We start from the raw sequence: 21277 nt of genomic DNA, 5'->3' as shown, positions 1-21277 counted from the left end.
AGTCATCCATGACAGTGACGTTCACCTTGCGCACGTTGCGGCCGTTGGCGGCGGCGCTGCTCATCCTGTCGTGCCTGCCGTCGCCGGGGTTGGCGCAGGCGCCGAATGCGCCGCCGCGGCGAACCCCAAGCTACGAGCAGCTGCAGGAGAAGACGAACGCCTGGACGATCGGCCTCGCCGCCGGCCTGATCGAGGGAGCGCCGCTGCGCTTTGCGGCCGAGCTCGCGCGTGTCGTCGATGACGGGCCGAACATGCAGGTGCTGCCCATCGTCACCCGTGGGCCAACCGACAACGTGAACGCGCTGCTCTATCTGCGGGGCGTCGACCTGGCGATCATCAATTCCGATTCGCTGGATGAATACAGGATCCAGATGCCGGATGTCCGGCGTCACGTCACGTATCTTCTGAATCTTTTCCCGTCGGAGCTGCACATCTTCGTGCGGCCCGAGATCCAGAGCCTGAAGGATCTCGCCGGCAAGAAGGTCAACTTCAACACGCCGGGCACCGCCGCCGCCTATTCAGGGCCGCTGATCTTCAGCCGCCTGGGCATCGATATCGACAAGCAGTTCATTCCTCATCCGCTGGCGCTGCAGCAGATGCGCAAGGGCGAGATGGCCGCCGTGATCTTCATCACCTCCAAGCCGGTCGACGCCTTCATCAAGGGGCAATGGGAGCCAGGCTTCCGGTTCCTGCCGCTGGGCTACGACAGCAAGTTCGAGGACTACTATCTGCCCGCCACGCTGGAGGCAGGCGACTACCCCAGCCTGATCAAGCCGGGTGAACGGGTGGCGACCATCGCGGTGCCGACAGCCCTGGTCGCCTACAATTGGCCCGTGGGCTCCAACCGCTACCAGCGGGTGTCCCGCTTCGTCGATCTGATGTTCTCCCGGATCGACAAGCTCCAGGTGCAGGGCTTCGCGCCGCAATGGAAGGCGATCAATCTCGCCGCGACCGTCCCCGGGCTCACGCGTTCGCCGGCGGCCCAGGAATGGTTGGATCGGCAGGCCCGCAAGACGCCGGTCTCGCAATGAAGCTCGCGACATTGTTGTGGGGGCTCGCCATCGGGGTGGCGAGCATGGCGGCCTGGGCGCAGGGCGGAGCGGGCGATCCGGTGGAGCAGCTTCGCGCCTGCGCCAAGCTGGAGACGGCAGAACGGCTGCAGTGCCTGGAGCGGTTGTCGCGGGACATCTCGCCACCGCCGGCTGCTCCGGCACCAGCCGCACCGCCGGCGGCTGAGGACAGCTGGGTCGTGAGCGAGACCACCTCGCCGGTCGATTACACGCCGGTGATCATCGCTACGCGGAACGCGCGCGGCGGCTCGGCGATGCAGCTCTTCATCAATTGCCGGGGCGGCCGTGTCGAGCTGGCAGTCGCGATTGCCGAGCTGACCCGCGGCGAGGTGCCGGCCGTTTCATATCGCATCAATGACGGCGTGCTGCTGCCGGTTCCGTCGGGCGTGTCGTCTTCCGGGGCGGCGGTGGCGTTCGGCGGCGATGCCGCGCGCCTGCTGGCCTCGCTGCCGGAGGAGGGCACCATCGCCTTCCGGGTCTCGACCCGGCAGGGCACTACCTACGACGGCGAGTTCACGCTCAATGGGTTGAAGGCGGTGCGCACCAAGGTGGCCGCGGCTTGCAGCATTTCCGCGCCTGTCGCGTCCCCGCCTGCTGCGCCGCGCCGCTGAGCACGTGTGGACCGCCCGTCTTCACGGCCGGATGATCACCCAGCCTTGCTCGGCCAGCTCCATGAGCGTGACGACGCCGGCCGGCACGATCTTGGCCTGCGGTACGATCGGGATGTCCTTGCCCTCTCGCTTCTTCATGCCTTGGATCGTGTTGTCACAGGCATCGAACCGGACGTTCGGCATGCTCTTGGCGAAGGAGTCCAGCCGAGCCTTCACCGGCGACGTGTCGGCGCGGAACATGTGCAGGCCGGCGTTGAAGGCGACGATGACGACGTCGACCTCGTCACCGCGGTCGGTGTAGAGCCGGCTGACATTGGCGGCGACGTTGAGGGCCGCATTCATCTTGTCGGGATCGTTGTCGCTGACCTGCAGCGCCAGCCGATGCGTCTTGCCGGCCGCCTGCGTCGTACCGGGTAGCGTCACGGCCAGCAGCACGGGAGCGGCCAGAAGCATCGTCCTGCGGTGCATGCGATTTCCCCCTCTGCGATTGAAGCAGAGTATAGCGGAAGATTCGCGGCGGGGAAATCGCGACCGAAGGCGAGTAAGCGGCGGAGAATATGAGATGCACCATAATATTGGCGTACGTATTGGTCAGGCCAGTACCTGAAAAGGACTGTCCGCCGATATGTCCGTAGCGGTCATTCCCGGCTTTCAGTGTCATCCCGAGAGCGCGTGACTTAATCCTTTCCCAGAGGGGGAAGGTGGCGCGAAGCGTCGAAACGTCATTTCGGGGCACCTTCCCCTCCGGGTGAAGGATAAAATCACAGACTGCGCTCGGCACGGCCCTCAGGCGTGTGCGGCTCTCATCCCAGATAAGCTTTGACGAGCAGCTCATTGTCCAGAAAGGACTGCCACTTGCCGCGCCCGATTTCATGCACGATGCTGCCGACGGCCATGACATAGGCGCGGTCGGTGATTTCCGCGGCGATACCGACATTCTGTTCGATCAGCAGCAAACCCATCCCGCGGTCGCGCAGCGCCTTGATGACCAGCAGGATGTCTTTCACGACCTTCGGCGCCAGCCCGGTGGACGGCTCGTCCATGACCAGCACCTCGACGGGGATGTCGCCGCGCGGCCATTTCGCCTGCGCCTCGTGCAATAGGCGCCGCCGCGCCTGGGTGACCAGCCGGCCATGGCGGGCGACCAGGGCTTCGAACAGGGCGCGCTTGGAGTCGAAATAACAGTGCAGCTGCCCGACACGCACGCGGGCCCGCTGCGCGATGGCGCGCGTCGTGGTGCTGCCGTAGCCGGAGCGGCCGAACAACTCTTCCGCGACGTCCGATCGGAGGTGTTCGGACGTTCCCGCCGGCTGCCGGTGCGCCCGATGCGGCCTGCTTGTGCCAGCTTCCACGCCGCGCGGCGAGCGCTTCATGGCTGCATCGGGAACGTCTCTTTTCGTACCGGTTGTTCCGGCGGCGCCGACATCGTACAATGGTTGCGTACAGCACGCATGCTCGCCGCCGGGGCATGCCCTGCGGTTCCGCCGCAGGACGGACGGGCGCTCCGCCTGCCCAGCAGTCAAAAGGGCAAGCCGCCGCCGGGCTTCATACGGGCGTTTTCGCCGCTTGCTGACGCAAGCAACACCCTCTCCACTGCCATCACGTGGTGCCCATGAGCGCGCATGATTTCGCAGATTTGACCCATGCCACGCACGGCCAGCCGGTGCGCTGGTGGCGCTATAGCGAGACCTTTGCCACGGCGGCCTTCCGCGACCGGACGGGCCGCGGGATCGTCGTGCCGGCGGTGCGTGATGGTGGCCGCTGCTGCTGGCGCGAGCCCGCCGCGCCGCTGCCGCTCTTCGGCGCGGCGGCGCTGGCGGCGCGCCCCGAGGCGCCGGTGCTGGTGGTACAAAACGAGGCGGCTGCGGCTGCCGCCCAGGCCCTGTTTCCCGACCATGCCTGTGTCGCCTGGCCCGGCGGCTGCAATGCGGTCGACAAGGCCGACATCGCACCGCTGCGCGGCCGCGATGTGATCCTGTGGGCCGATGACGATGCCGGCGGCACGGCGATGGCCCGCTTCCATGTGCGGCTGCGCGGCGAGGCCCGCTCGATCACGCGCATCGGCGTGCCGCGATCGTGGCCGGCGCCGTGGGATGGCAGCGCGCCACCGCCGCTGCCGCCGACCGCGATCGATGCCCTGCGCCGCCTGCTGCGGCGCGAGGCCCGGCCGCGCGTCGCTGCCGGTCGCGGTGGCGGCAGCCTGGCGCCAACCGCAGCCGCGACGGTTCTGCCGGCCGACACGGCCCAGGCAGCCAGTCCGCCCCGGGTGGCGGCCGGTCCGCAGGGCAGCAGCGGCCGGCCCGTGCTGAGCCTGCCGCGCGTGCCGCGTGATGCCGCCCGGCTTGCGCCGCCGCCCGCCAAGGCGTGCGACGTGCCGGCGCCGCGCGCGGCGGCAGCGACGGGCGCAAGCGGCTGGCCGCTGCCGCCGCTGGCGGCGCTGGGCGACGGGAACAACGATCTGCCGGCATTTCCCCTCGACGTGCTGCCGCCGTCGGTGCGGCCCTGGGCCGAGGACATCGCACGCGCGGTCCGCGCCCCGGTCGATCATGTCGCGCTGTCGCTGCTGACGGCGGCAGCCGGCCTGATCGGCGCCAGCCGGCGGATCACGCCGGCGCCGTCCTGGTCGGAGCCCTGCGTGCTGTGGGCAGCGCTGGTCGGGCCGTCCGCGGACACGGCACGCGCCGCGGAAACGGCGCTCGGCATGGTGCGTGGCCTGGAACTCGTCGAGGCGGTGGCGCGTGGCGGCAGCGATGCTGCCGCACCGCCGGCGCGGCGCCCGCTCATCGTCAACGATGTGCGCGTGGAGGCAGTCGCAGCCGCTTTGGATCGGTCGCCGTCCGGCGTGCTGCTGCCTCGTGATGGGCACCGTGGCTGGCTGAACGATCTCGTGGCCAAAGGCAGCGGCGACCAGGCGTTCTGGCTGTCGGCATGGTCGGGCACGCCGCATGTCGTCGATCCAAGGCGCGGGCCGGCGATTGCGCTTGCCTGTCCGGCCGTCTCGATCCTGGGCGTGCTGCCATCCGACCCTGACGCCATAGGGCCGGCGCTGCCGGCCGCGGCCGATGCGCTGACGGCGTGCCTCCTGTTCGCCTGGCCGTCGCTGCCGCCGTTCCAGCCGCTGCCGGCGGAACCCGGCGCCGCTGCCGACACGGCATGCGCGGCGCTGGCCCGCCTGTGCGATCTGTCCCGGTCGCCGCGCGTGGTGCCGCTGGCACCGGATGCCCGCGCTGCGTTCGAGGCGTTTCGGCAGCGCCATCACGCCGGCAGCGCGCGCCTGGGCGGGCGCGATGCAGACTGGTGGGGCAGGGGCCCGGCCAACGTGCTGCGCCTGACCGGCGTGCTGGCATTTCTTGACGATGCGGCGCTGGCGCAGGTGCCGGAAGGCGCGGTCAGCGCCGCGTCGCGCTTGTGGCTGGACTATCTGTGGCCGCATGCGCAGGCCGTGCTGCGCGATGGCGGCAGCGGCGGCCGCCCTGACCACGCGCGCCGGGTGCTGCGCTGGCTGCGCCGGCAGCGCTGCGTCGAGGTCTCGCGCGAGGCGCTGCGCCGCGAAGCGCTGGGTCAGGCCTGCAACGCCGCCGCCACGGAGCGCATCGCCACGGCGCTGGTGGCCGATGGCTGGCTGCGGCCGGTCGTGGCGCCGCGCGGCAAGGGGCGGCCGCCGCGGCGCTGGCGCGTCAACCCGCATCTGCTCGCCGCGCCAGATCCCTGATCGGCGGCGCGGCGCGCCGGGTCAGAACAGGTGGATCAGGTGCGGCTTGAACAGGCCGATGGCGGCAAAGGCGACGGCGATGCCGCCCAGGCCGATCGCGCCCCAGATCAGGGCGGTGATGCCGGTGATGATCGCGGCCGACGCCAGCACGATGGCGATCTGCAGCGCCGCCGAGGCGACCTCGTAGTGGTGATGCGCGGCGGCGGCATCGTCGCGCTTCTTCTCGGCCACCTTGGCCCGCTGGGTGAGCTGCTTGCGGCCCTCGCCGGTTTCCGGCTCGTCGTCGTAGCGGTCGTGGTTGCGCTTCCACAGCGCCAGCCGGTGCTCCATCGCCTTCTTGATGTCCGGGTCGGTGGTGGCCCTGGCGTCGATCTCCATCTCCTCCATGGCGGCGCGCAGCACCGTCATGCGCACCGTCTTGGCCTGGAAGAACGACCACAGGTTCGCCGCCTCGATGTTGTTGGCCAGCGTCGCCGTCTGGGCGCTCTTGCCCAGCGTCTCGGAGACCGCCAGGAACAGGGCCAGCACCGAGATCAACAGCGCGATCTTCTTGTTGCTGCTGCCGCCGCCGTGGTCGTCGTGGCCTGCGCCATGGTGGCCGTGTCCGCCTGTCATCCGTGCTTCCCCGTCGTGGTGGCGCGGCCATATGCCGTGCCGGCGGCCGGCTTTCAACCCCCTGCCGGCAGACGACGCTCGACGGCATGCCCGTCTCGCGCCAAGCTAGGGCAACGAGGGACACAGGCAGGGAGGCCTGGACATGATCGACAGACGACGTTTCCTCGCGTTGGGGGCGCTGGCGGCGGCCGGCGGCATCGGCGGCGCACCGGCGCAGGCGCAGCAGCTGAAGTTCTTCCGCATCGGCACCGGCGGCACGGCCGGCACGTACTATCCGCTGGCAGGCGTGATCGCGAACGCGATCTCCAACCCGCCCGGCTCGCGGCCGTGCGACCAGGGCGGCTCCTGCGGCGTGCCGGGGCTGGTGGCGACGGCGGTGGCGTCCAACGGCTCGGTCGCCAACATCAACGCCATCAACAGCGGTGCGATGGAGTCGGGCTTCTCGCAGTCCGACGTCGCCTACTGGGCCTATACCGGCACAGGCATCTACGAGGGCAAGCCCAAGGTCGAGGCGCTGCGGCTGATCGCCAACCTCTACCCGGAGAGCTTCCACCTCATCGCGCGCAAGGGCAGCGGCTTCAAATCGGTCGCCGACCTCAAGGGCAAGCGGGTGTCGCTCGACGAGCCGGGGTCGGGCACCCTGGTCGACGCCCGCATGGTGCTGGCCGCCTTCGGCCTCACCGACAAGGACATCAAGGCCGAGTACCTCAAGCCGCAGCAATCGGCCGACAAGCTCAAGGACGGCGCGCTCGACGCCTTCGTCAGCGTCACCGGCTATCCCCAGGGCGCCATCAGCGAGCTGGCGGCCACCTCGGGCATCGAGCTGGTGCCGGTCGAGGGGCCGGGCATCGACAAGATGCTGGCGCAGTATAGCTTCTTCGCGCGCGATGAGATCCCGACCGACGCCTACAAGGGCGTCGCCGGCGTCAAGACCATCAGCGTCAACGCCCAGTGGGTGACGTCGGCCAAGCAGCCCGACGACCTCGTCTACGAGGTCGCCAAGGCGCTATGGAACGACAACACCCGCAAGCTGCTCGATGCCGGCCATGCCAAGGGCAAGACGATCCAGCTCGCCACCGCGCTGGCCGGCGCCGGCGTCCCGGTCCACCCCGGCGCCGAACGCTTCTACAAGGAAAAAGGCCTGGTGAAGTGACGTCATATCCTCCCCAACGAAGTTGGGGAGGTGCCCCGAAGGGGCGGAGGGGAGCCATCGTGGTCTTCGCCACTGAGACCACGTCGGCTCCCCATCCGGCCCTACGGGCCACCTTCCCCGCAAGCGGGGAAGGGATTTTTCCATGACCGCCGTCGACGTGGACGTCAAGAAGGCCGAGGAGCTTGAGCGGCAGTTCGATGCCGAGATGCATTTCCGGCCGCTGCTGCCGCCGGCGACATGGGTTGTCGCGGCGCTGCTCTTCGCGCTGTCCTGCTTCCATTACTACACCGCCGGCTTCGGCCTGCTGCGCGAGCAGACGCATCGCGGCATCCACATGGCCTTCGTGCTCGGCCTGATCTTCATGGTTTTCGCCGCCAACCGCAGGCACGCCGATGCGGCGCCGGTGTCGACCTGGTGGAAGCCGGGCGGGGTGCCGCTCCACGACTGGGCGCTGCTGCTGGCCGCTGCCGTCGCCTCGCTCTACCTGCCGGCGATCTTCGAGGACATCGCCTTCCGTGTCGGCAACCCGCTGCCCATGGATGTGGCGATGGGCACGGTGCTCACCCTGGTGGTGCTGGAGGCGACGCGGCGCACCATGGGCTGGCCGCTGGTGATCATCGCGCTGGGATTCATCGCCTATGCCTTCCTGGGCCCGTGGATGCCCGGCATTCTGGTGCATCCCGGCACCACGTGGTCGCAGCTGATGGACCACCTCTACCTGACCAGCCAGGGCATCTACGGCATCCCGATCGGCGTCGTCGCCACCTACGTGTTCCACTTCGTGCTGTTCGGCGTGGTGGCCATGCGCATCGGCCTGGGCCGGCTGTTCCTGGCGCTGGCCATGGCCGTGGCCGGCCGCTTCGCCGGCGGCCCGGCCAAGGTCGCGATCTTCGGCTCGGCGCTATTCGGCATGATCTCTGGCTCGTCGGTGGCCAACGCCGTCACTGTCGGCTCGCTCACCATCCCGATGATGAAACGGCTGGGCTACCGCCCGCACTTCGCCGCCGGCGTCGAGGCCACCGCCAGCACCGGCGGCCAGATCACGCCGCCGGTGATGGGCGCGGCGGCGTTCCTGATGGTCGAGTATCTCAGCCTGCCGTACCAGACCATCATCATCGCCGCCATCGTGCCGGCGTTCCTGCATTTCTTCGGCGTCTTCGTGCAGGTGCATTTTGAAGCCAGGCGCGTCGGCCTGCGCGGGCTGCAGCCGCACGAGATGCCGGACTGGAAGGCGGTGCTGCGGGCCGACTGGGTGACATTGGTCCCGCTGGCCGGCCTGCTGTGGAAGCTGTTCGACGGCTCGACGCCTTACCTCGCCGCGTTCTGGGGCATCACGCTCTGCATCGTGGTCGGCCTGGCGCGGCCGGCGGTCGGTGCCGTCCATGCCGGCGGCGGCGCCGTCGCGGCGGCGCTGCGCGCGGCCTTCATGGATCTGGTCGATGCCTTCGTCATGGGCGCCAAGTACGCGCTGGCGGTGGGGGGGGCGGCGGCGGCGATCGGCATCATCATCGGGGTCGTGACCCTCACCGGCACGGCGCTGAAATTCGCCACCATCATCGTCGGCGTCGCCAACGACGGCGCCAGCCTGCTGCAGGGCTTCTTGCCCACCGACCGCGCCAGCCTGGTGCTGCTCTTCACCCTGGTGATGACGGCCCTGGTCTGCATCCTGATGGGCTGCGGCGTGCCGACCACCGCCACCTACATCATCATGGTCACCGTGGCGGCGCCGGCCATGGGCCTCCTGGGCGTGGCGCCGCTGGTGACGCATTTCTTCGTCTTCTACTACGGCGTGCTGGCCGACGTGACGCCGCCGGTCGCGGTCGCGGCCTACGCCGCCGCCAGCATGGCCGGCGCCGACCCGTTCCGCACCGGCAACACGGCCTTCCGGCTGGCGCTGGCCAAGGCGCTGGTGCCGTTCGTGTTCGTCTTCTCGCCGTCGCTGCTGCTGGTGCTGCCCGGCTTCAGCTGGGGCGATTTCCTCTTCACCCTGGCCGGCTGCATGATCGGCATCACCTTCCTGGGCGCCGCCTTCAGCCGCTACATGCTGATGCCGCTGGCACCCTGGGAATGCTGGCTGCTGGGCATCGCCGCGCTGCCCACCATCGCGCCCGGCGTGCCCAGCACCCTGGTCGGCATCGCCATGGCCGTGCCGGTGCTGGCGCGGCAGGTCATGGCCTGGCGGGCGCCGCTGTCGCGGCAGGTGTCGTAGTCGCGGGTGTCGATTGCGCGGCGCCCATCACCAAGGAGATGATCGTGGCCGGCAGGAAGAAAGAGATCCGCACCGATATCGGCTGGAGCGACGCCAGCAGCATCACGCTGTTCGGCAAGGATTTCGTCAACGAGATACTGGGCCACCTGAACCTCGGCGACATGGGCTTCCTCGAGCTCACCGGCCGGTTTCCCACCGCTGCCGAGTCGCGCATGTTCAACGCCATGGTGGTGACGCTGGTCGAGCACGGCATCACGCCCAGCGCGCTGGTGGCGCGCATGACCTATCTCGGCGCGCCCGAGTCGCTGCAGGGTGCCGTCGCGGCCGGTCTCAACGGCCTGGGCACTGTGTTCGTCGGCAGCATCGAAGGCGCCGCCAGGTTGCTGCGTGACGCCATGCCCGAGCCCGACGCCAATGCCGACTTCGCCGGTCTCGCGCACGCGGCGGTGGCATCCTTCCAGGAGCAGAAGCGCATCGTGCCCGGTATCGGCCATCCGTTTCACAAGCCGATCGATCCGCGCACGCCGCGCCTGATGGCGCTGGCGCGCGAGACCGGCTTCGACGGCCCGTACCTGAAGCTCATGACTGCGGTGGCCGCCGAGGCGGAGAAGGCCAGCGGCAAGGTGCTGCCGGTCAACGCCACGGGCGCCATCGGGGCGCTGTGCTGCGAGATGGGCTTCGACTGGAAGATCTGCCGCGGCCTGGGGGTCATGGCGCGCGCCGTGGGACTGATCGGCCATATCCTGGAGGAGTCGCGCCGGCCGATGTCCGAGGAGGTCTGGCACAGCGTCGAGGCACAGGCCACCGCGCATATGAAGCGGTAGCCAGGCGGCATCGCACGCAACGCCCCATGGCAAGGGCTTGCATTTCGAATAAGTAAGTACTTATATATTGGCCATGGTCGAGAGCGAGATCTTCCGGGCCCTGGCCGATCCGACGCGGCGCGCGATCTTCGAGCGCCTCGCCGGCGCGCGCGAGATGAGCGTGTCGCAGCTGAAGGCGGGCTTCGACGTCTCGCAGCCGGCGATCTCGCAGCACCTGGCCGCGCTGCGCGGGGCAGGGCTGGTCGCGGAGCGCCGCGAGGGCCGCTTTGCGTACTACCGCGTCGATCCCAAGGGGCTCACGCCCTTGGCCTGCTGGATCGACCGCTACCGCGCCTTCTGGCCGGCCCGGATCGAGAAGCTGAAGGACGTGCTGAAGGGAATGGACAGATGACCGACGACACGGCGCGCGAGGACTCCATCACCGTCGACTGCACCCTCGACGAGCCGCCCGAGCAGGTGTGGCGGGCGCTGACCGAGCCGGCGCTGCTGGCGCAGTGGCTGATGCCCAACGACATCAGCCCCGGCATCGGTGATCGCTTCACCCTGCAGGGCAGCCCGGATGCCGGCGGCGCCATCGACTGCGAGGTGCTGGCGGCCGAGCCGCCGCGGCTGCTGCGCTATTCCTGGCACGGCGGCGAAGGGCTCGACACGGTCGTCACCTTCGAGCTCAGCGGCACGACCGTGGGCGGCACGCATCTGCGCATCGTCCACAGCGGCTTCGCCACCGCCCCGGCGCGCGGGACGGTGACGATGCTGCGCGCCGCGCCGCGCCGCCCGACGGCGCGCACCGTGATGCAGTCGGGGCTGAAGCTGGCGGCATAACCATCCTCCCCAGCTTTGCTGGGGAGGTGCCCCGAAGGGGCGGAGGGGAGCCGACGAGGTCCTTGTTTGTTACACAGACCACGTCGGCTCCCCCTCCGGCTAAGGCATTTCGACGCAAAGCGTCGAAGTGCCGAATCGGCCACCTCCCCCAACTGCGTTGGGGGAGGAATACGAAGGAGGACTCTCATGAACATGGTGCCGGTGGTGATCGAGCAGTCGGTCCGCGGCGAGCGCGCGTTCGACATCTACTCGCGGCTGCTGCGCGAGCGCATCATCTTCGTGAACGGCCCGATCGACGACAGCGTCTCGGCGCTGGTGTGCGCCCAGCTGCTGTTCCTCGAATCGGAGAACCCCAGGAAGGAGATCGCGATGTACATCAACTCGCCGGGCGGGGTGGTGAGCAGCGGCCTCGCGATCTACGACACCATGCAGTACATCAGGAGCCCGGTGGCGACGATGTGCATGGGCACGGCGCAGTCGCTGGGCTCGTTCCTGCTGATGGCCGGCGCGCCGGGCCAGCGCGTGGCGCTGCCCAACGCCACCATCATGGTGCACCAGCCCTCCGGCGGCTTCCAAGGCAAGGCCTCCGACATCGAGCGGCATGCCGCCGACATCCTCAAGACCAAGCGCCGGCTGCAGCAGCTCTACGCCAGGCACTGCGGCCGCACCTATGACGAGGTCGAGCAGGCGCTCGACCGGGACTATTTCATGTCGGCGGAGGAGGCGCGCGACTGGGGCATCGTCGACCGGGTCTACGACATGCGCCCCGGCGAGGCGACGTTGCCCCACATCGAGACGTCCTGACGCCGCTGCCGCTGCACCTCGTAGAGGCATACCGCCGCGGCCGCCGCCGCGTTGAGCGAGTTCAGCCCGCCGGCCTGCGGTATGGTCGCCACCATGTTGCAGCCGGCCATGACATCGGCCGACAGGCCGGTGCCCTCGTTGCCGATCACCAGCGCGGTCGGGCCGGTGAAGTCGCAGGCATCGAGCGTGTAGTCGGCATGCAGGCTGGCGCCCACGACCCGCACCGCCGCGCGGCGCAGCTCGGCGACCAGGGCCGGCAGGCTGGGCACGCGGGCGATGCCGAGCCGGTTGACGGCGCCGGCCGAGCTGCGAGCCGCCAGGCTGTTGACGCCGGCCTGGCCCTGCGTGCCCAGGAACACGCCGTCGACGCCGAACACCTCGGCCGAGCGCAGCATGGCGCCGAGATTGTAGGGATCCTGCACGCCGTCGAGGATCAGCCACAATGACGGCATGCGGGCCTGCTCGCGCAGCGTCTCGGCCGGCACATAGGGGTAGGGGCCGACACGCGCCAGGTAGCCCTGGTGGTCGGCCTCGCCGCAGAGCTGCGCCAGCCGGGCGCGCGACGCCCGGCCGGGCTTCAGCTTCGGCGCCTGCGCCTGGACCTGCGCCAGCGCCGCGGCAGTGGCGTCGGCGCCGAGGTCGTCGGCGAGGTGGAGCTCGTGGATCGGCCAGCGGCCGGCGGCAAGGGTCTCCAGCACGAGGTTGCGTCCCCACAGCCAGCTGCGCTGGTGGCTGGCCAGCAGGGGCTTCTTGCTCTTGCCCGTGCTCTTGGTCTGGCGCGCCTTTCCTGCCATCGATGATTTGGCCATCACGGATCAGGCGGCCAGTGGCACCGGCATGACGGCACGGATCGGGGGCGAACGGCGAATCATGGTAACCTCCCTCGCTTCGGTTGTCTGAATCGGTTCAGGCCGCGTCGTCCGGCTCGGCCGGCGGCTCCGGCGCCGCCTCGTCACGCCGCGCCTTGGGCTTGTCGTCGGCGGCGACATTGTGGGCATGCACATGCTCGCCAGCGGTGATGTCGACAAGGGCGCGGCCGATGGCTGTGCCGTACTTCACGATGGCTTCGCCGGCTTCGATGCGGCGCGCAGCAAATTTGTGGCCGACCTGCAGCGTCTGCGGCACGGGGATCTCGCGGCCATGGATCTTCACCACGTCGCCGGCCTCGATCTCGCGGATCGCCACGGCGACGTTGTCGCCGGGCGCCAGCTGCAGGATACGCGATTCACTGTCTGCCATCTTCGAACGTCCATACGCCAACCACACCATCGTCCTTAGCGGAGCGGCTCGCCGGGCGCATCTGCTTTTCGCTGAAAGTGGCACTGGACAACACGCGCGGCATGCTAAGGTCGCCGCGCATCATCATCGGCAACGGAGAGCGGTCATGGACGCGCATGTGACGTACAAGGATATCGGTGTCAGCCTGTCGGGCCATGTCGGCGTCGTCGAGATCCGCCGGCCGCCGCACAACTACTTCGACAACGCGCTGATCAACCAGATCGGCGAGGCCTTCGAGGCCTTCGACCGCGATCCGAAATGCCGCGCCGTGGTGCTGTGCGCCGACGGCAAGTCGTTCTGCGCCGGCGCCGATTTCGCCAACCGGCCGGCCACCGGCGCTGCCAACGAAAGCGGCAAGCATCTCTACAAGGAAGCCATCCGGCTGTTCCGCACCAAGAAACCCATCGTGACCGCGGTGCAGGGCGCCGCGATCGGCGGCGGCCTGGGCCTGGCGCTGGTCGGTGACTTCCGCGTCACCTGCCCCGAAGGTCGCTTCAGCGCCAATTTCAACCGCCTGGGCTTCCACCCCGGCTTCGGGCTCACCTGCACCTTGCCGCGCCTGGTCGGCCAGCAGAAGGCCAACCTGCTCTTCTACACCGGCCGGCGCGTGACCGGCGAGGAGGCTGTGGCGATCGGCCTGGCCGACGTGCTGGTGCCGCTGGCCGAGGTGCGGCAGGCCGCGATCGCGCTCGCCACCGAGATCGCGCAGTCGGCGCCGCTGGCCGTGATGTCGACGCGCGAAACCGTGCGCCGCGGCCTGGCCGACGCCATCGAGGCGGCAACCGAGCGCGAGCTGGTCGAGCAGGAGTGGACGCGCAAGACCGCCGACTTCAAGGAAGGCGTGAAAGCCTGGGCCGAGAAGCGGCTGCCGGACTTCAAGAGCGCGTGAGCGTCATGCGCCTGAAGGGCAAGCGCTGCCTCGTCACCGCGGCGGCGCAGGGGATCGGGCAGGCCACGGCGCTGGCCTTCGCGCGCGAGGGCGCCGAGGTGTGGGCCACCGACGTCAACGACGCGCGGCTGACGCCGGCCATGGCCGGCGTCGCGGGCGTGCATGCCGAGAAGCTCGACGTGCTCGACAAGGCGGCGATCCAGGCGCTGGCGGCGCGCCTGGGCGCCGTCGACGTCCTCTTCAACTGCGCCGGCTTCGTGCACCACGGCACGGTGCTGGAGGCCACCGACGAGGAGTGGCGCCTCGCCTTCGACCTCAACGTGCGCAGCATGTTCTGGACCATCCAGGCCTTCCTGCCCGGCATGGTGGCCAAGGGCGGCGGCTCGATCGTGAACGTCGCGTCGGCGGCGTCCTCGCACAAGGGCGCGCCGCTGCGCTTCGTCTACGGCACGACCAAGGCGGCGGTGGTGGGGCTCACCAAGTCGGTGGCGGCCGACTTCGTGAAGCAGAACGTGCGCTGCAACGCGATCTGCCCCGGCACGGTGCAGACGCCGTCGCTCGACGACCGCATCTCGGCGCTGGGCGGCGATGCCTCGATGTTCCGGGCCCGCCAGCCCACCGGCCGGTTCGGAACACCCGATGAAGTCGCGGCGTTGGCGGTCTATCTGGCGAGCGACGAAAGCGCCTTCACCACCGGCACGACCCACGTCATCGACGGCGGCTGGAGCATCTGAAGCGAGGAGCCTGTGGAAAACATCGGCGAGCTGCTGGCGCTGGCACCCGTCATCCCCGTGCTGACCCTGGAGGGCGCGGCCGATGGCGTGCCGGTGGCGCGGGCTCTGGTCGCCGGCGGCCTGCCGGTGCTGGAGGTGACCTTGCGCACGCCGGGCGCGCTGGAGGCGGTGCGCGCCATCGCCGATGCGGTGCCGGGCGCCGTGGTCGGGGTCGGCACCGTCGTGACGCCAGCGCAGTTCGACGCGGCGCGGCGGGCCGGTGCCCGCTTCGCCGTGAGTCCGGGCCAGACGCCGGCGCTGTTGTCGGCGGCCGCGGATGCCGGCATGCCCTACCTGCCGGGGATGGCCAGCGTCTCCGAGGCCATGGCCCTGGCCGAGCGCGGCTATCGCGCCCTGAAGTTCTTCCCGGCCGAGAGCTGCGGCGGCGCCGGCTTCCTGCGGGCGCTGCTGGCGCCACTGCCGGAGCTGCGGTTCTGCCCCACGGGCGGCATCGACTCGGCCAAGGCCGAGGAATATCTGGCATTGCCCAACGTGCCCTGCGTCGGCGGCTCCTGGCCGGTGCCGGCCGCGGCCGTGCGCGCCGGCAATTGGGACCGAATTGAGGCGCTGGCGCACGCTGCCGCGTCCTTGCGCGCCAACCCTGCGGCGTGAGCGCCGCGGCGCTGTGTCCGTGACGCCACATGCAGCGGAAAAAATGTCTCAGCCACGCTGAAAACCTGGTTCGGCGCTGGCGCCGCACGGCAAGAAATGCGATGTAGACGCTCATGTAGACGCTGGCGGGGTCCGGCGCGCGTGCGGAGTGGACCGCTCTCATCGATGAGCAGTTTTTCCCCCAGGCAGTGCCTGGCGGTCGTGTCAGTGATACTCGGCGCTGCCCTGGCGGTGCCGGCCATGGCGTCTCCACCGCAGCTCGCCATTGTGCTCAATTCCGACGAAGGCTCGCTGAGCATCGTCGACCGCCAGTCGATGAAGGAGGTCGACAAGCGGCCGATCGGCCGCGAGCCGCATCACCTGATGCTGACGCCGGACGGCAAGGAGCTGATCATCGGGTCGACGGCGACCAACGAGCTGACATTCCTGGATCCGGTCACGGGCGAGATGCGTCGCCGTCTGCGCAACATCCTGGATCCCTATCAGCTTGGCTTCAGCCCCGACGGCAAGTGGTTCGTGACCGCGGCTTACCGCATGAACCATGTCGATATCTACGAGGCGGGCGAGTTCCGTCTCGTCAAGCGCCTGCCGCTGCACTCCCTGCCCAGCCACATGGCCTTCACCCGCGACAACAAGCAGGTGCTGGTGACCATGCAGGGCTCCAACCAGCTCGTGGCGATCGATCTGGCGACCCAGGAGGTTGCCTGGACGGCCGATGTCGGCGAGGCGCCGGCCGGGGTGTACGCGATGCCCGACGGCCGCCGCGTGCTGATCGGCCTGACCGGCGAGGATGCGGTGGCCGTGCTCGACCTCGAGCAGAAGCGGGTCATCAAATGGGTGGTGACCGGCCGCGGCGCCCATAACATCTTCCGCATGCCGGGAGACGAAACCCGGGTGCTGGTCACCAACCGCGTCGACGGCTCGATCTCGTTGTTCGACACCACCAAGCTGGAGGTGATCGACACCATCCGCGCGCCGGGCGGTCCGGACGACCTCGATTTCACACCCGACGGCAAGCAGATCTGGGTCACCCAGCGGTGGCGCCGCCGCGTGATGGCGATCGATCTCGCCACCAGGCAGATTGTCGCCACCGTCAATGTCGGCCGCTCGCCGCACGGCATCTACATCAACGGCCCCGGCACGGTCTCGCGGTCGATGTCGCCGCCGCCGGAAGCGGCCGACCCGAGGACGGCGCAGACGCCGCCCAAGGCGTCGTTCCTGCCGCAGATCCTGGCACCGCTCGCGCCACTGCTCCGATAAGCCCCGTGCTTCGGGATACCGTGCCGCGTTGACGTCGCCGTCGGCCGGCGGGACAGTGTGAGCATGCAGGGACTGATCGATACCTGGGTCGATGTCCAGAGCTGGATCCTGGAAACGGCGGTGCATCCGCTGCTGTTCCGGTTCGGCTATATGACCTTCTTCGAGGATGCACCCTTCGTGGTCGAGACGCTGATGCTGGGCGTTGTGCAGATCGCGGTCATCCTGCTGGTCTTCCGGCCCCTGGAGCGGCTGGCGCCGGCCGAGCATTGGCCCGACCGCAAGCTGGCGCGGGTCGACGTCGTCTACACGCTGCTCAGCAAGCTGGGCCTGCTGCCTTTCATCGTCTTCGTGGTGCTCTATCCGGTCAACGACTGGCTGCAGGAGAGCGTGCGCGACTACGACCTGATGCTGCCCACCGTCGAGCAGGTCGTGCCCTGGCTGCGTGACAAGCCGCTGCTGCTGTTCGCGACCTATTTCCTGCTCTACGATCTGGCCGGCTACCTCCTGCACCGCATGCAGCACGCCGTCCCGTGGTGGTGGGCGCTGCACAGCCTGCACCACAGCCAGCGCCAGGTGACGTGTTGGAGCGATGACCGCAACCACGTGCTGGATGACGTGCTGGCGTCATTCTATTTCGCCGTGGTGGCGCTGCTGATCGGCGTGCAGCCCAGCCAGTACGTGGCCCTGCTGCTGGTGAGCCGGCTGGTCGAGAGCTTCTCGCACGCCAATGTGCGCTTCGGCTTCGGTCGCGTGCTCGACAAGCTGGTGGTCGATCCCTGGTTCCATCGCACCCATCACGCCCGCGCCAGCGCCAGCAAGCCGCATATCCACGACAGCAATTTCGGCGCCGTCCTGCCGGTCTGGGACCTGCTCTTCGGCACCGCGGTCTACGACTACAAGCGCCGGCCCACCGGCGTCGACAGCCGCGACGCCGATGCCGACAACGGCAAGGGCTGGCTGGGCCAGCAGGTCGCCGTCCTGGGCCGGCTGGGGCGCGCGATCATCGCGTCGTTCCGGCCGCGGCGCCTGGCGCACCCGGCGGAGTAGGGCGCCGCCGCTTGGCTAGATCTCCGCGTACACCTCCAGCAGGTTGCCGTCGGGATCGCGGAAGAACAGCGTGCGATGGCCGAAGGCCTGGTCGGTGGGCGGCGACAGCAGGGCGACGCCCTGGCGCGTGAGCGCGTCGGCGCACTGGTCGACCTCGGGCGGGGCGACTTTGAACGCGAGCTGCAGCGCGGCGCTGCCGTGGGGCGTCGGAGCGTCCGCTGCAGTCCGGCTTGGCTTGGCCAGCGCCAGAGTGTTGCTGCCCACCCGGTACTCGATCCAGCCCGGCGAAAGCTCCCGTGTCAGCGGAAAGGCGAGGACGTCTTCATAGAACCGACGCATTGCTGCCATGTCGCGCACGAAAATGACCGTATAGTCGATCGCCCGAATGGCCTGGAAAGGCGAACTGCGTTCGTTCACGGCTCATGCCTCCTTGCTTCCTGCCTTCGCGGCTATCGCAGGGTCGAAAACGCATCGACAGCTGCTTCATTCCACAAGACTTTTTTATGGAGCCTCACGGCCTGCCAGGAATGCCGCCACCGCCGCCTGGCTTGGCATGGGTGCGATGGCGCCGAAGCCCGTGGTCTTCAGCGCCGCCGCTGCATTGGCCCAGGCCGCGGCGGCGAAAGGATCGTCGCCGGCCAGCAGCCGCGCCAGGAACGCGCCGCCGAACGTGTCGCCGGCGCCGGTGGCGTCGACCGCCTTGACGCTGCGGCCGGCGATGCGCCGGCGCCCCTCCGGTGTCGCCACCAGGGCGCCTTCCTTGCCCAGCTTGAGCGCCACGATGGCCGGGCCCAGGCGGAGGTAGAAGTCGGCGATGGCGTCGGGGTCGGAAAGGCCGGTGAGAAGCTCGGAATCGTCAAGGCTGGGCAGCGCGATGTCGGCGCGCGCGATCGCGGCATGGATGACGTCGCGCGCCTCCTCCAGCGTCCACAGCTTCAGCCGCAGGTTGGTGTCGTAGGACACCCGGCCGCCGGCAGACTTCACGACGTCGATGGCGGCGAAGCCGGCATCGCGGGCCGCCGGCGAGATCGCCTGGCTGATGCCCGAGAGGTGCAGGATGCGAGCGTCGGCGAGATAGCCGCGCGGCAGGTCGGCCGGCGCCAGTCGGCTCGCGGCCGAGCCGCTGCGCAGGTAGTGGAACTGGTGGCCGCGCGCATCATGGGTGACGAAGTAGACGGCGGTGTGGCCATCGTCGCGCCGCGCCACATGGGAGCAGTCGACGCCTTCCTGCTGCCACAGCGCGATGAAGCGGTCGCCGAAGGTGTCGGTGCCCAGCGCCGTGACGTAGCCCACCGCGGTGCCCTGGCGCGCCGCGGCGATGGCGGCGTTCGAGGTGTCCCCACCGAAGCCCTGCAGCCAGCGCGGCTCGCCCGGGTCGGTCTGGTTGAACTCGATCATCGGCTCGCCAAAGCAGATCAGGGCAGGGGAAGGCATGTCGTTGGTCTCTCGTCGTCGTTTGAGCGAAGCGGCACCCTCGCAGGATTAGTTCTCCAGTCCGATGAGATCGAGGACCACCGCTGCCAAAGCCGCTTCGCTGGCTCGGAAGCTTTCAATAACGGCCGCCATGAATGTGGCCGGATCGAGCCGTCTGAGGCGGAGCGGGTGCCCTGCCTTCGTGGCCAGCAACGCTAAAAACGAAAGCTGGGTCCGTCCGTTCCCCTCCCGAAATGGATGGATAGCGTTGAGTTCGGCGAGAAAGTGAGCACCAGCGGTGGCAAACTCCACGGAGGTCAGGTCTTGCAAGAGGCGTTGTTTGCGCAGCCATGCGAAGAGCGTGCGCATTTCACCGTCGATGTTTTCCGGGTAACAGAACGTGCTGCTGCCTTTGTGAATTCGGACAGTGCGGAACCGGCCAGCCCAAGGGTAGACGTCTTGGAAAAGATGTCGATGGATCGCTTTGTAATGAGTAGCGCTCAATCGCCCTGACGGGAAAGGCTCCCGCCCTCGTTGGGTCGTAAGGGCGATCTCAAATTGCTCAAGCGCTGCTGCGTCGCGGATATCGGGCACATTCTTGAGGACTGTCGTACCCGGATAGCAATACGGGTCGTCCGATGCCTCGTACTCGAGTTGGTTATGCGGACTTCCTGCCATACTTGTTCACAAGCAGGCGTCGCCGTTCGTCGTCCGACAAGCGGCGGCGATCGAACTCGCGAAAATCGTCCCTGATCTCCTCGGTCAGATGAAGGCCTTCGACAGCGCTGATCTTGGCGATGGCATTGCGGCCGAGGGTGAAGGTTTCGCTGATTTTCCCGTTGCGTCCATGGATGCGCAGTTCGCCCCCCCCGATGCTGAGGACCGCCTGTGCCGCCTTTGTTGCTTCCGCCTTTGAAGCGTAGACGCGCGCTCCTGTCGTAGAGGACCGTTTGAGGGACCAACCATCAGAAGTGGGAATGACATTCATTGTTCTTGTCGGGGATGCGCCCTTCCTGCCCTGGCGTCCCTTCGAACTTTCAGTCGAATCGCTCATTTCACAATTCTAGCATAGCTCAAAGTCGCAATGTAGCGCCTTGAGCGACCTCGGCATCAGCTCGCCGAAGCAGATCAGGGCAGGGGAAGGCATCGGGCTGGCCTCTGGTGGCGGTCGGACTCTACTATGACGTTCTGCGTATCGCAGCGTTCCAGGCGGGTCAGCACGTGTCCAGCAGTTCCACGGTCTCGGCCGGCATCCCGTTCATGCTGGCGGCCATGTTCGTCTTCTCCGCCAACGACGCGCTGGCCAAGTATCTTGCCGCGCTATGCCCGGTGGCGCAGCTCCTGCTGATCCGCAATGCCGGCGCCCTCGTCCTGATCGCACCCAAGGTGCATGCCTATGGCTGGCTGGCGGCGGCGCGCGTGCCGCGCGTCTGGCTGCACGTCCTGCGTTGCGTGCTGATCGTGATGGAGCTGGCGCTGTTCTACACCGCCGTGTGGCAGATCCCGCTGGCCGACACGCTCACCACATCTACCAGGCCACGCCGATCATCGCCACGGCGCTGGCCGTGCCGCTGCTGGGCGAGCAGGTGGGCTGGCGGCGCTGGCTGGCCGTAGTGGCGGGCTTCATCGGCGTGCTGCTGGTGGTCAAGCCGTCGGGCGGCGGCGTGTCGACGGCGCATCTCTGCGCGCTGGCCGGCGGCGTGGTCTATAGCGGCGTGGTGCTGCTGACGCGGCTGCTGCGCGACGCCGGGCCGGTGCCGATGATCGCCTGGCATATCGGCGGCACGCTGCTGGCCAGCGCCCTGGTGGCGCCGTTCGTGTGGCAGCCGGTGTCGCTGCTCAACATGGCGCTGATCGCGCTGATGGGCGTGTTCTCGACCTGTGGGCACGTGCTCAACAACCGCGCGCTGGCCTTGTCGCCGACCTCGGTGGTGATGCCGTTCCACTACACCCAGATCGTCTGGGGCGTGGCCTTCGGCTGGCTGTTCTTCAGCGACATGCCCGACCTGCAGATGCTGTCCGGCGCCGCGATCATCGTGGCCAGCGGGCTGTTCATCATGCACCGCGAGCGGGTCCGCGCCCGCCAGGCGGGCTGACGCCAAGCCAAGGCTGTCATCCCGAGCGAACCCGTCATCCCGAGCGCAGCGAGGGATCTCCCGCGGATGGCGCACCGTGCGTCTGTCGA

Annotated in this window: 25 protein-coding genes; 16 read left to right on the top strand and 9 right to left on the bottom strand. The window is 68.7% G+C overall.

Translation table 11 applies throughout. The features are described 5' to 3' along the window. Positions 1–8: 8 nt before the first annotated feature. Together FHP25_RS01640 and FHP25_RS01635 are read left to right on the top strand one after the other, a co-directional pair. Complete coding sequence (locus FHP25_RS01640; protein ID WP_147845127.1) at positions 9–1031, top strand: TAXI family TRAP transporter solute-binding subunit; 1023 nt, start codon at positions 9–11, stop codon at positions 1029–1031. After that, the gene (locus FHP25_RS01635; protein ID WP_147845126.1) at positions 1028–1681 is read left to right on the top strand and encodes a hypothetical protein; all 654 of its coding nucleotides are present in this window, start codon (positions 1028–1030) and stop codon (positions 1679–1681) included. The genes FHP25_RS01640 and FHP25_RS01635 overlap by 4 nt, the downstream gene beginning before the upstream one ends. Before the next feature lie 21 nt (positions 1682–1702). Here the strand turns inward: FHP25_RS01635 and FHP25_RS01630 are convergent, their stop codons facing one another. Together FHP25_RS01630 and FHP25_RS01625 are read right to left on the bottom strand one after the other, a co-directional pair. Next, complete coding sequence (locus FHP25_RS01630; RefSeq protein ID WP_218578122.1) at positions 1703–2149, bottom strand: DsrE family protein; 447 nt, start codon at positions 2147–2149, stop codon at positions 1703–1705. A 335-nt stretch (positions 2150–2484) separates the two neighbouring features. Next, positions 2485–3054, bottom strand: a complete 570-nt coding sequence (locus tag FHP25_RS01625) for a TetR family transcriptional regulator (protein ID WP_147845125.1) — start codon at positions 3052–3054, stop codon at positions 2485–2487. A 239-nt stretch (positions 3055–3293) separates the two neighbouring features. Here FHP25_RS01625 and FHP25_RS01620 point away from each other — a divergent pair, with 239 nt between their 5' ends. Continuing rightward, positions 3294–5393: a DUF3987 domain-containing protein gene (locus tag FHP25_RS01620; RefSeq protein WP_147845124.1), complete on the top strand. Its 2100-nt coding sequence runs from the start codon at positions 3294–3296 to the stop codon at positions 5391–5393. 21 nt (positions 5394–5414) lie between these two features. Here the strand turns inward: FHP25_RS01620 and FHP25_RS01615 are convergent, their stop codons facing one another. Next, positions 5415–6008 (bottom strand): DUF4337 domain-containing protein, encoded by a 594-nt coding sequence (locus FHP25_RS01615; RefSeq protein ID WP_147845123.1) that lies wholly within the window; start codon positions 6006–6008, stop codon positions 5415–5417. Between the two features lie 142 nt (positions 6009–6150). Here FHP25_RS01615 and FHP25_RS01610 point away from each other — a divergent pair, with 142 nt between their 5' ends. The 6 genes from FHP25_RS01610 to FHP25_RS01585 all read left to right on the top strand — a co-directional run bounded on the left by FHP25_RS01610 (position 6151) and on the right by FHP25_RS01585 (position 11820). Further along, on the top strand, positions 6151–7161 hold the full coding sequence (locus FHP25_RS01610; protein ID WP_147845122.1) for a TAXI family TRAP transporter solute-binding subunit: 1011 nt from the start codon (positions 6151–6153) through the stop codon (positions 7159–7161). 142 nt (positions 7162–7303) lie between these two features. After that, on the top strand, positions 7304–9370 hold the full coding sequence (locus FHP25_RS01605; RefSeq protein ID WP_147845121.1) for a TRAP transporter permease: 2067 nt from the start codon (positions 7304–7306) through the stop codon (positions 9368–9370). A 44-nt stretch (positions 9371–9414) separates the two neighbouring features. Next, positions 9415–10194 (top strand): citryl-CoA lyase, encoded by a 780-nt coding sequence (locus tag FHP25_RS01600; protein ID WP_218578121.1) that lies wholly within the window; start codon positions 9415–9417, stop codon positions 10192–10194. Positions 10195–10267: 73 nt separating this feature from the next. Beyond that, positions 10268–10585 carry an ArsR/SmtB family transcription factor gene (locus FHP25_RS01595; protein ID WP_147845119.1) on the top strand — a complete coding sequence of 106 codons (318 nt, stop codon included), beginning with the start codon at positions 10268–10270 and terminating at the stop codon, positions 10583–10585. Beyond that, a complete protein-coding gene (locus FHP25_RS01590) occupies positions 10582–11016 on the top strand; it encodes an SRPBCC family protein (RefSeq protein WP_147845118.1) in 435 nt (144 codons plus the stop codon). Before FHP25_RS01595 ends, FHP25_RS01590 begins: the two co-directional genes overlap by 4 nt. A 186-nt stretch (positions 11017–11202) precedes the next feature. Then, on the top strand, positions 11203–11820 hold the full coding sequence (locus tag FHP25_RS01585; RefSeq protein WP_147845117.1) for an ATP-dependent Clp protease proteolytic subunit: 618 nt from the start codon (positions 11203–11205) through the stop codon (positions 11818–11820). Here the strand turns inward: FHP25_RS01585 and FHP25_RS01580 are convergent. Both FHP25_RS01580 and FHP25_RS01575 read right to left on the bottom strand, forming a co-directional pair. After that, positions 11769–12629 (bottom strand): TrmH family RNA methyltransferase, encoded by an 861-nt coding sequence (locus tag FHP25_RS01580; RefSeq protein WP_178133206.1) that lies wholly within the window; start codon positions 12627–12629, stop codon positions 11769–11771. The genes FHP25_RS01585 and FHP25_RS01580 overlap by 52 nt on opposite strands. A gap of 97 nt (positions 12630–12726) precedes the next feature. Further along, the gene (locus FHP25_RS01575; protein WP_147845115.1) at positions 12727–13059 is read right to left on the bottom strand and encodes a UxaA family hydrolase; all 333 of its coding nucleotides are present in this window, start codon (positions 13057–13059) and stop codon (positions 12727–12729) included. A gap of 145 nt (positions 13060–13204) precedes the next feature. On the opposite strand from FHP25_RS01575, the gene FHP25_RS01570 reads away from it, so the two are divergent. From FHP25_RS01570 to FHP25_RS01550, 5 genes are all read left to right on the top strand, one after another. Continuing rightward, on the top strand, positions 13205–13987 hold the full coding sequence (locus tag FHP25_RS01570; RefSeq protein ID WP_147845114.1) for an enoyl-CoA hydratase/isomerase family protein: 783 nt from the start codon (positions 13205–13207) through the stop codon (positions 13985–13987). 5 nt (positions 13988–13992) lie between these two features. Continuing rightward, positions 13993–14721, top strand: coding sequence for an SDR family oxidoreductase (locus tag FHP25_RS01565; RefSeq protein ID WP_147845169.1), 729 nt, complete (start codon positions 13993–13995; stop codon positions 14719–14721). A 12-nt stretch (positions 14722–14733) separates the two neighbouring features. Next, positions 14734–15372 carry a bifunctional 4-hydroxy-2-oxoglutarate aldolase/2-dehydro-3-deoxy-phosphogluconate aldolase gene (gene eda / locus FHP25_RS01560; protein WP_218578119.1) on the top strand — a complete coding sequence of 213 codons (639 nt, stop codon included), beginning with the start codon at positions 14734–14736 and terminating at the stop codon, positions 15370–15372. A gap of 165 nt (positions 15373–15537) precedes the next feature. Then, positions 15538–16632, top strand: a complete 1095-nt coding sequence (locus tag FHP25_RS01555; RefSeq protein WP_147845113.1) for a YVTN family beta-propeller repeat protein — start codon at positions 15538–15540, stop codon at positions 16630–16632. Between the two features lie 63 nt (positions 16633–16695). Next, positions 16696–17679 (top strand): sterol desaturase family protein, encoded by a 984-nt coding sequence (locus tag FHP25_RS01550; RefSeq protein ID WP_147845112.1) that lies wholly within the window; start codon positions 16696–16698, stop codon positions 17677–17679. A 15-nt stretch (positions 17680–17694) separates the two neighbouring features. Here the strand turns inward: FHP25_RS01550 and FHP25_RS01545 are convergent, their stop codons facing one another. From FHP25_RS01545 to FHP25_RS01530, 4 genes are all read right to left on the bottom strand, one after another. Next, positions 17695–18096 (bottom strand): VOC family protein, encoded by a 402-nt coding sequence (locus FHP25_RS01545; protein WP_147845111.1) that lies wholly within the window; start codon positions 18094–18096, stop codon positions 17695–17697. An 84-nt stretch (positions 18097–18180) separates the two neighbouring features. After that, the gene (locus tag FHP25_RS01540; protein WP_147845110.1) at positions 18181–19113 is read right to left on the bottom strand and encodes a sugar kinase; all 933 of its coding nucleotides are present in this window, start codon (positions 19111–19113) and stop codon (positions 18181–18183) included. A 48-nt stretch (positions 19114–19161) separates the two neighbouring features. Continuing rightward, positions 19162–19770: a Fic/DOC family protein gene (locus FHP25_RS01535; RefSeq protein WP_147845109.1), complete on the bottom strand. Its 609-nt coding sequence runs from the start codon at positions 19768–19770 to the stop codon at positions 19162–19164. Continuing rightward, a complete protein-coding gene (locus FHP25_RS01530; RefSeq protein WP_147845108.1) occupies positions 19751–20146 on the bottom strand; it encodes a DUF2188 domain-containing protein in 396 nt (131 codons plus the stop codon). Before FHP25_RS01530 ends, FHP25_RS01535 begins: the two co-directional genes overlap by 20 nt. A 167-nt stretch (positions 20147–20313) precedes the next feature. Here FHP25_RS01530 and FHP25_RS40595 point away from each other — a divergent pair, with 167 nt between their 5' ends. Further along, positions 20314–20706 (top strand): hypothetical protein, encoded by a 393-nt coding sequence (locus FHP25_RS40595; protein ID WP_178133205.1) that lies wholly within the window; start codon positions 20314–20316, stop codon positions 20704–20706. After that, positions 20658–21188: a DMT family transporter gene (locus FHP25_RS01525; RefSeq protein WP_178133204.1), complete on the top strand. Its 531-nt coding sequence runs from the start codon at positions 20658–20660 to the stop codon at positions 21186–21188. Before FHP25_RS40595 ends, FHP25_RS01525 begins: the two co-directional genes overlap by 49 nt. Positions 21189–21277: the final 89 nt, after the last annotated feature.

The sequence above is a fragment of the Vineibacter terrae genome (assembly GCF_008039615.1).
GTDB lineage: Bacteria > Pseudomonadota > Alphaproteobacteria > Reyranellales > Reyranellaceae > Vineibacter > Vineibacter terrae.
The sequence above is the reverse complement of the archived record's forward strand: the minus strand, read 5'-3'. Positions and strand labels throughout refer to the sequence as shown.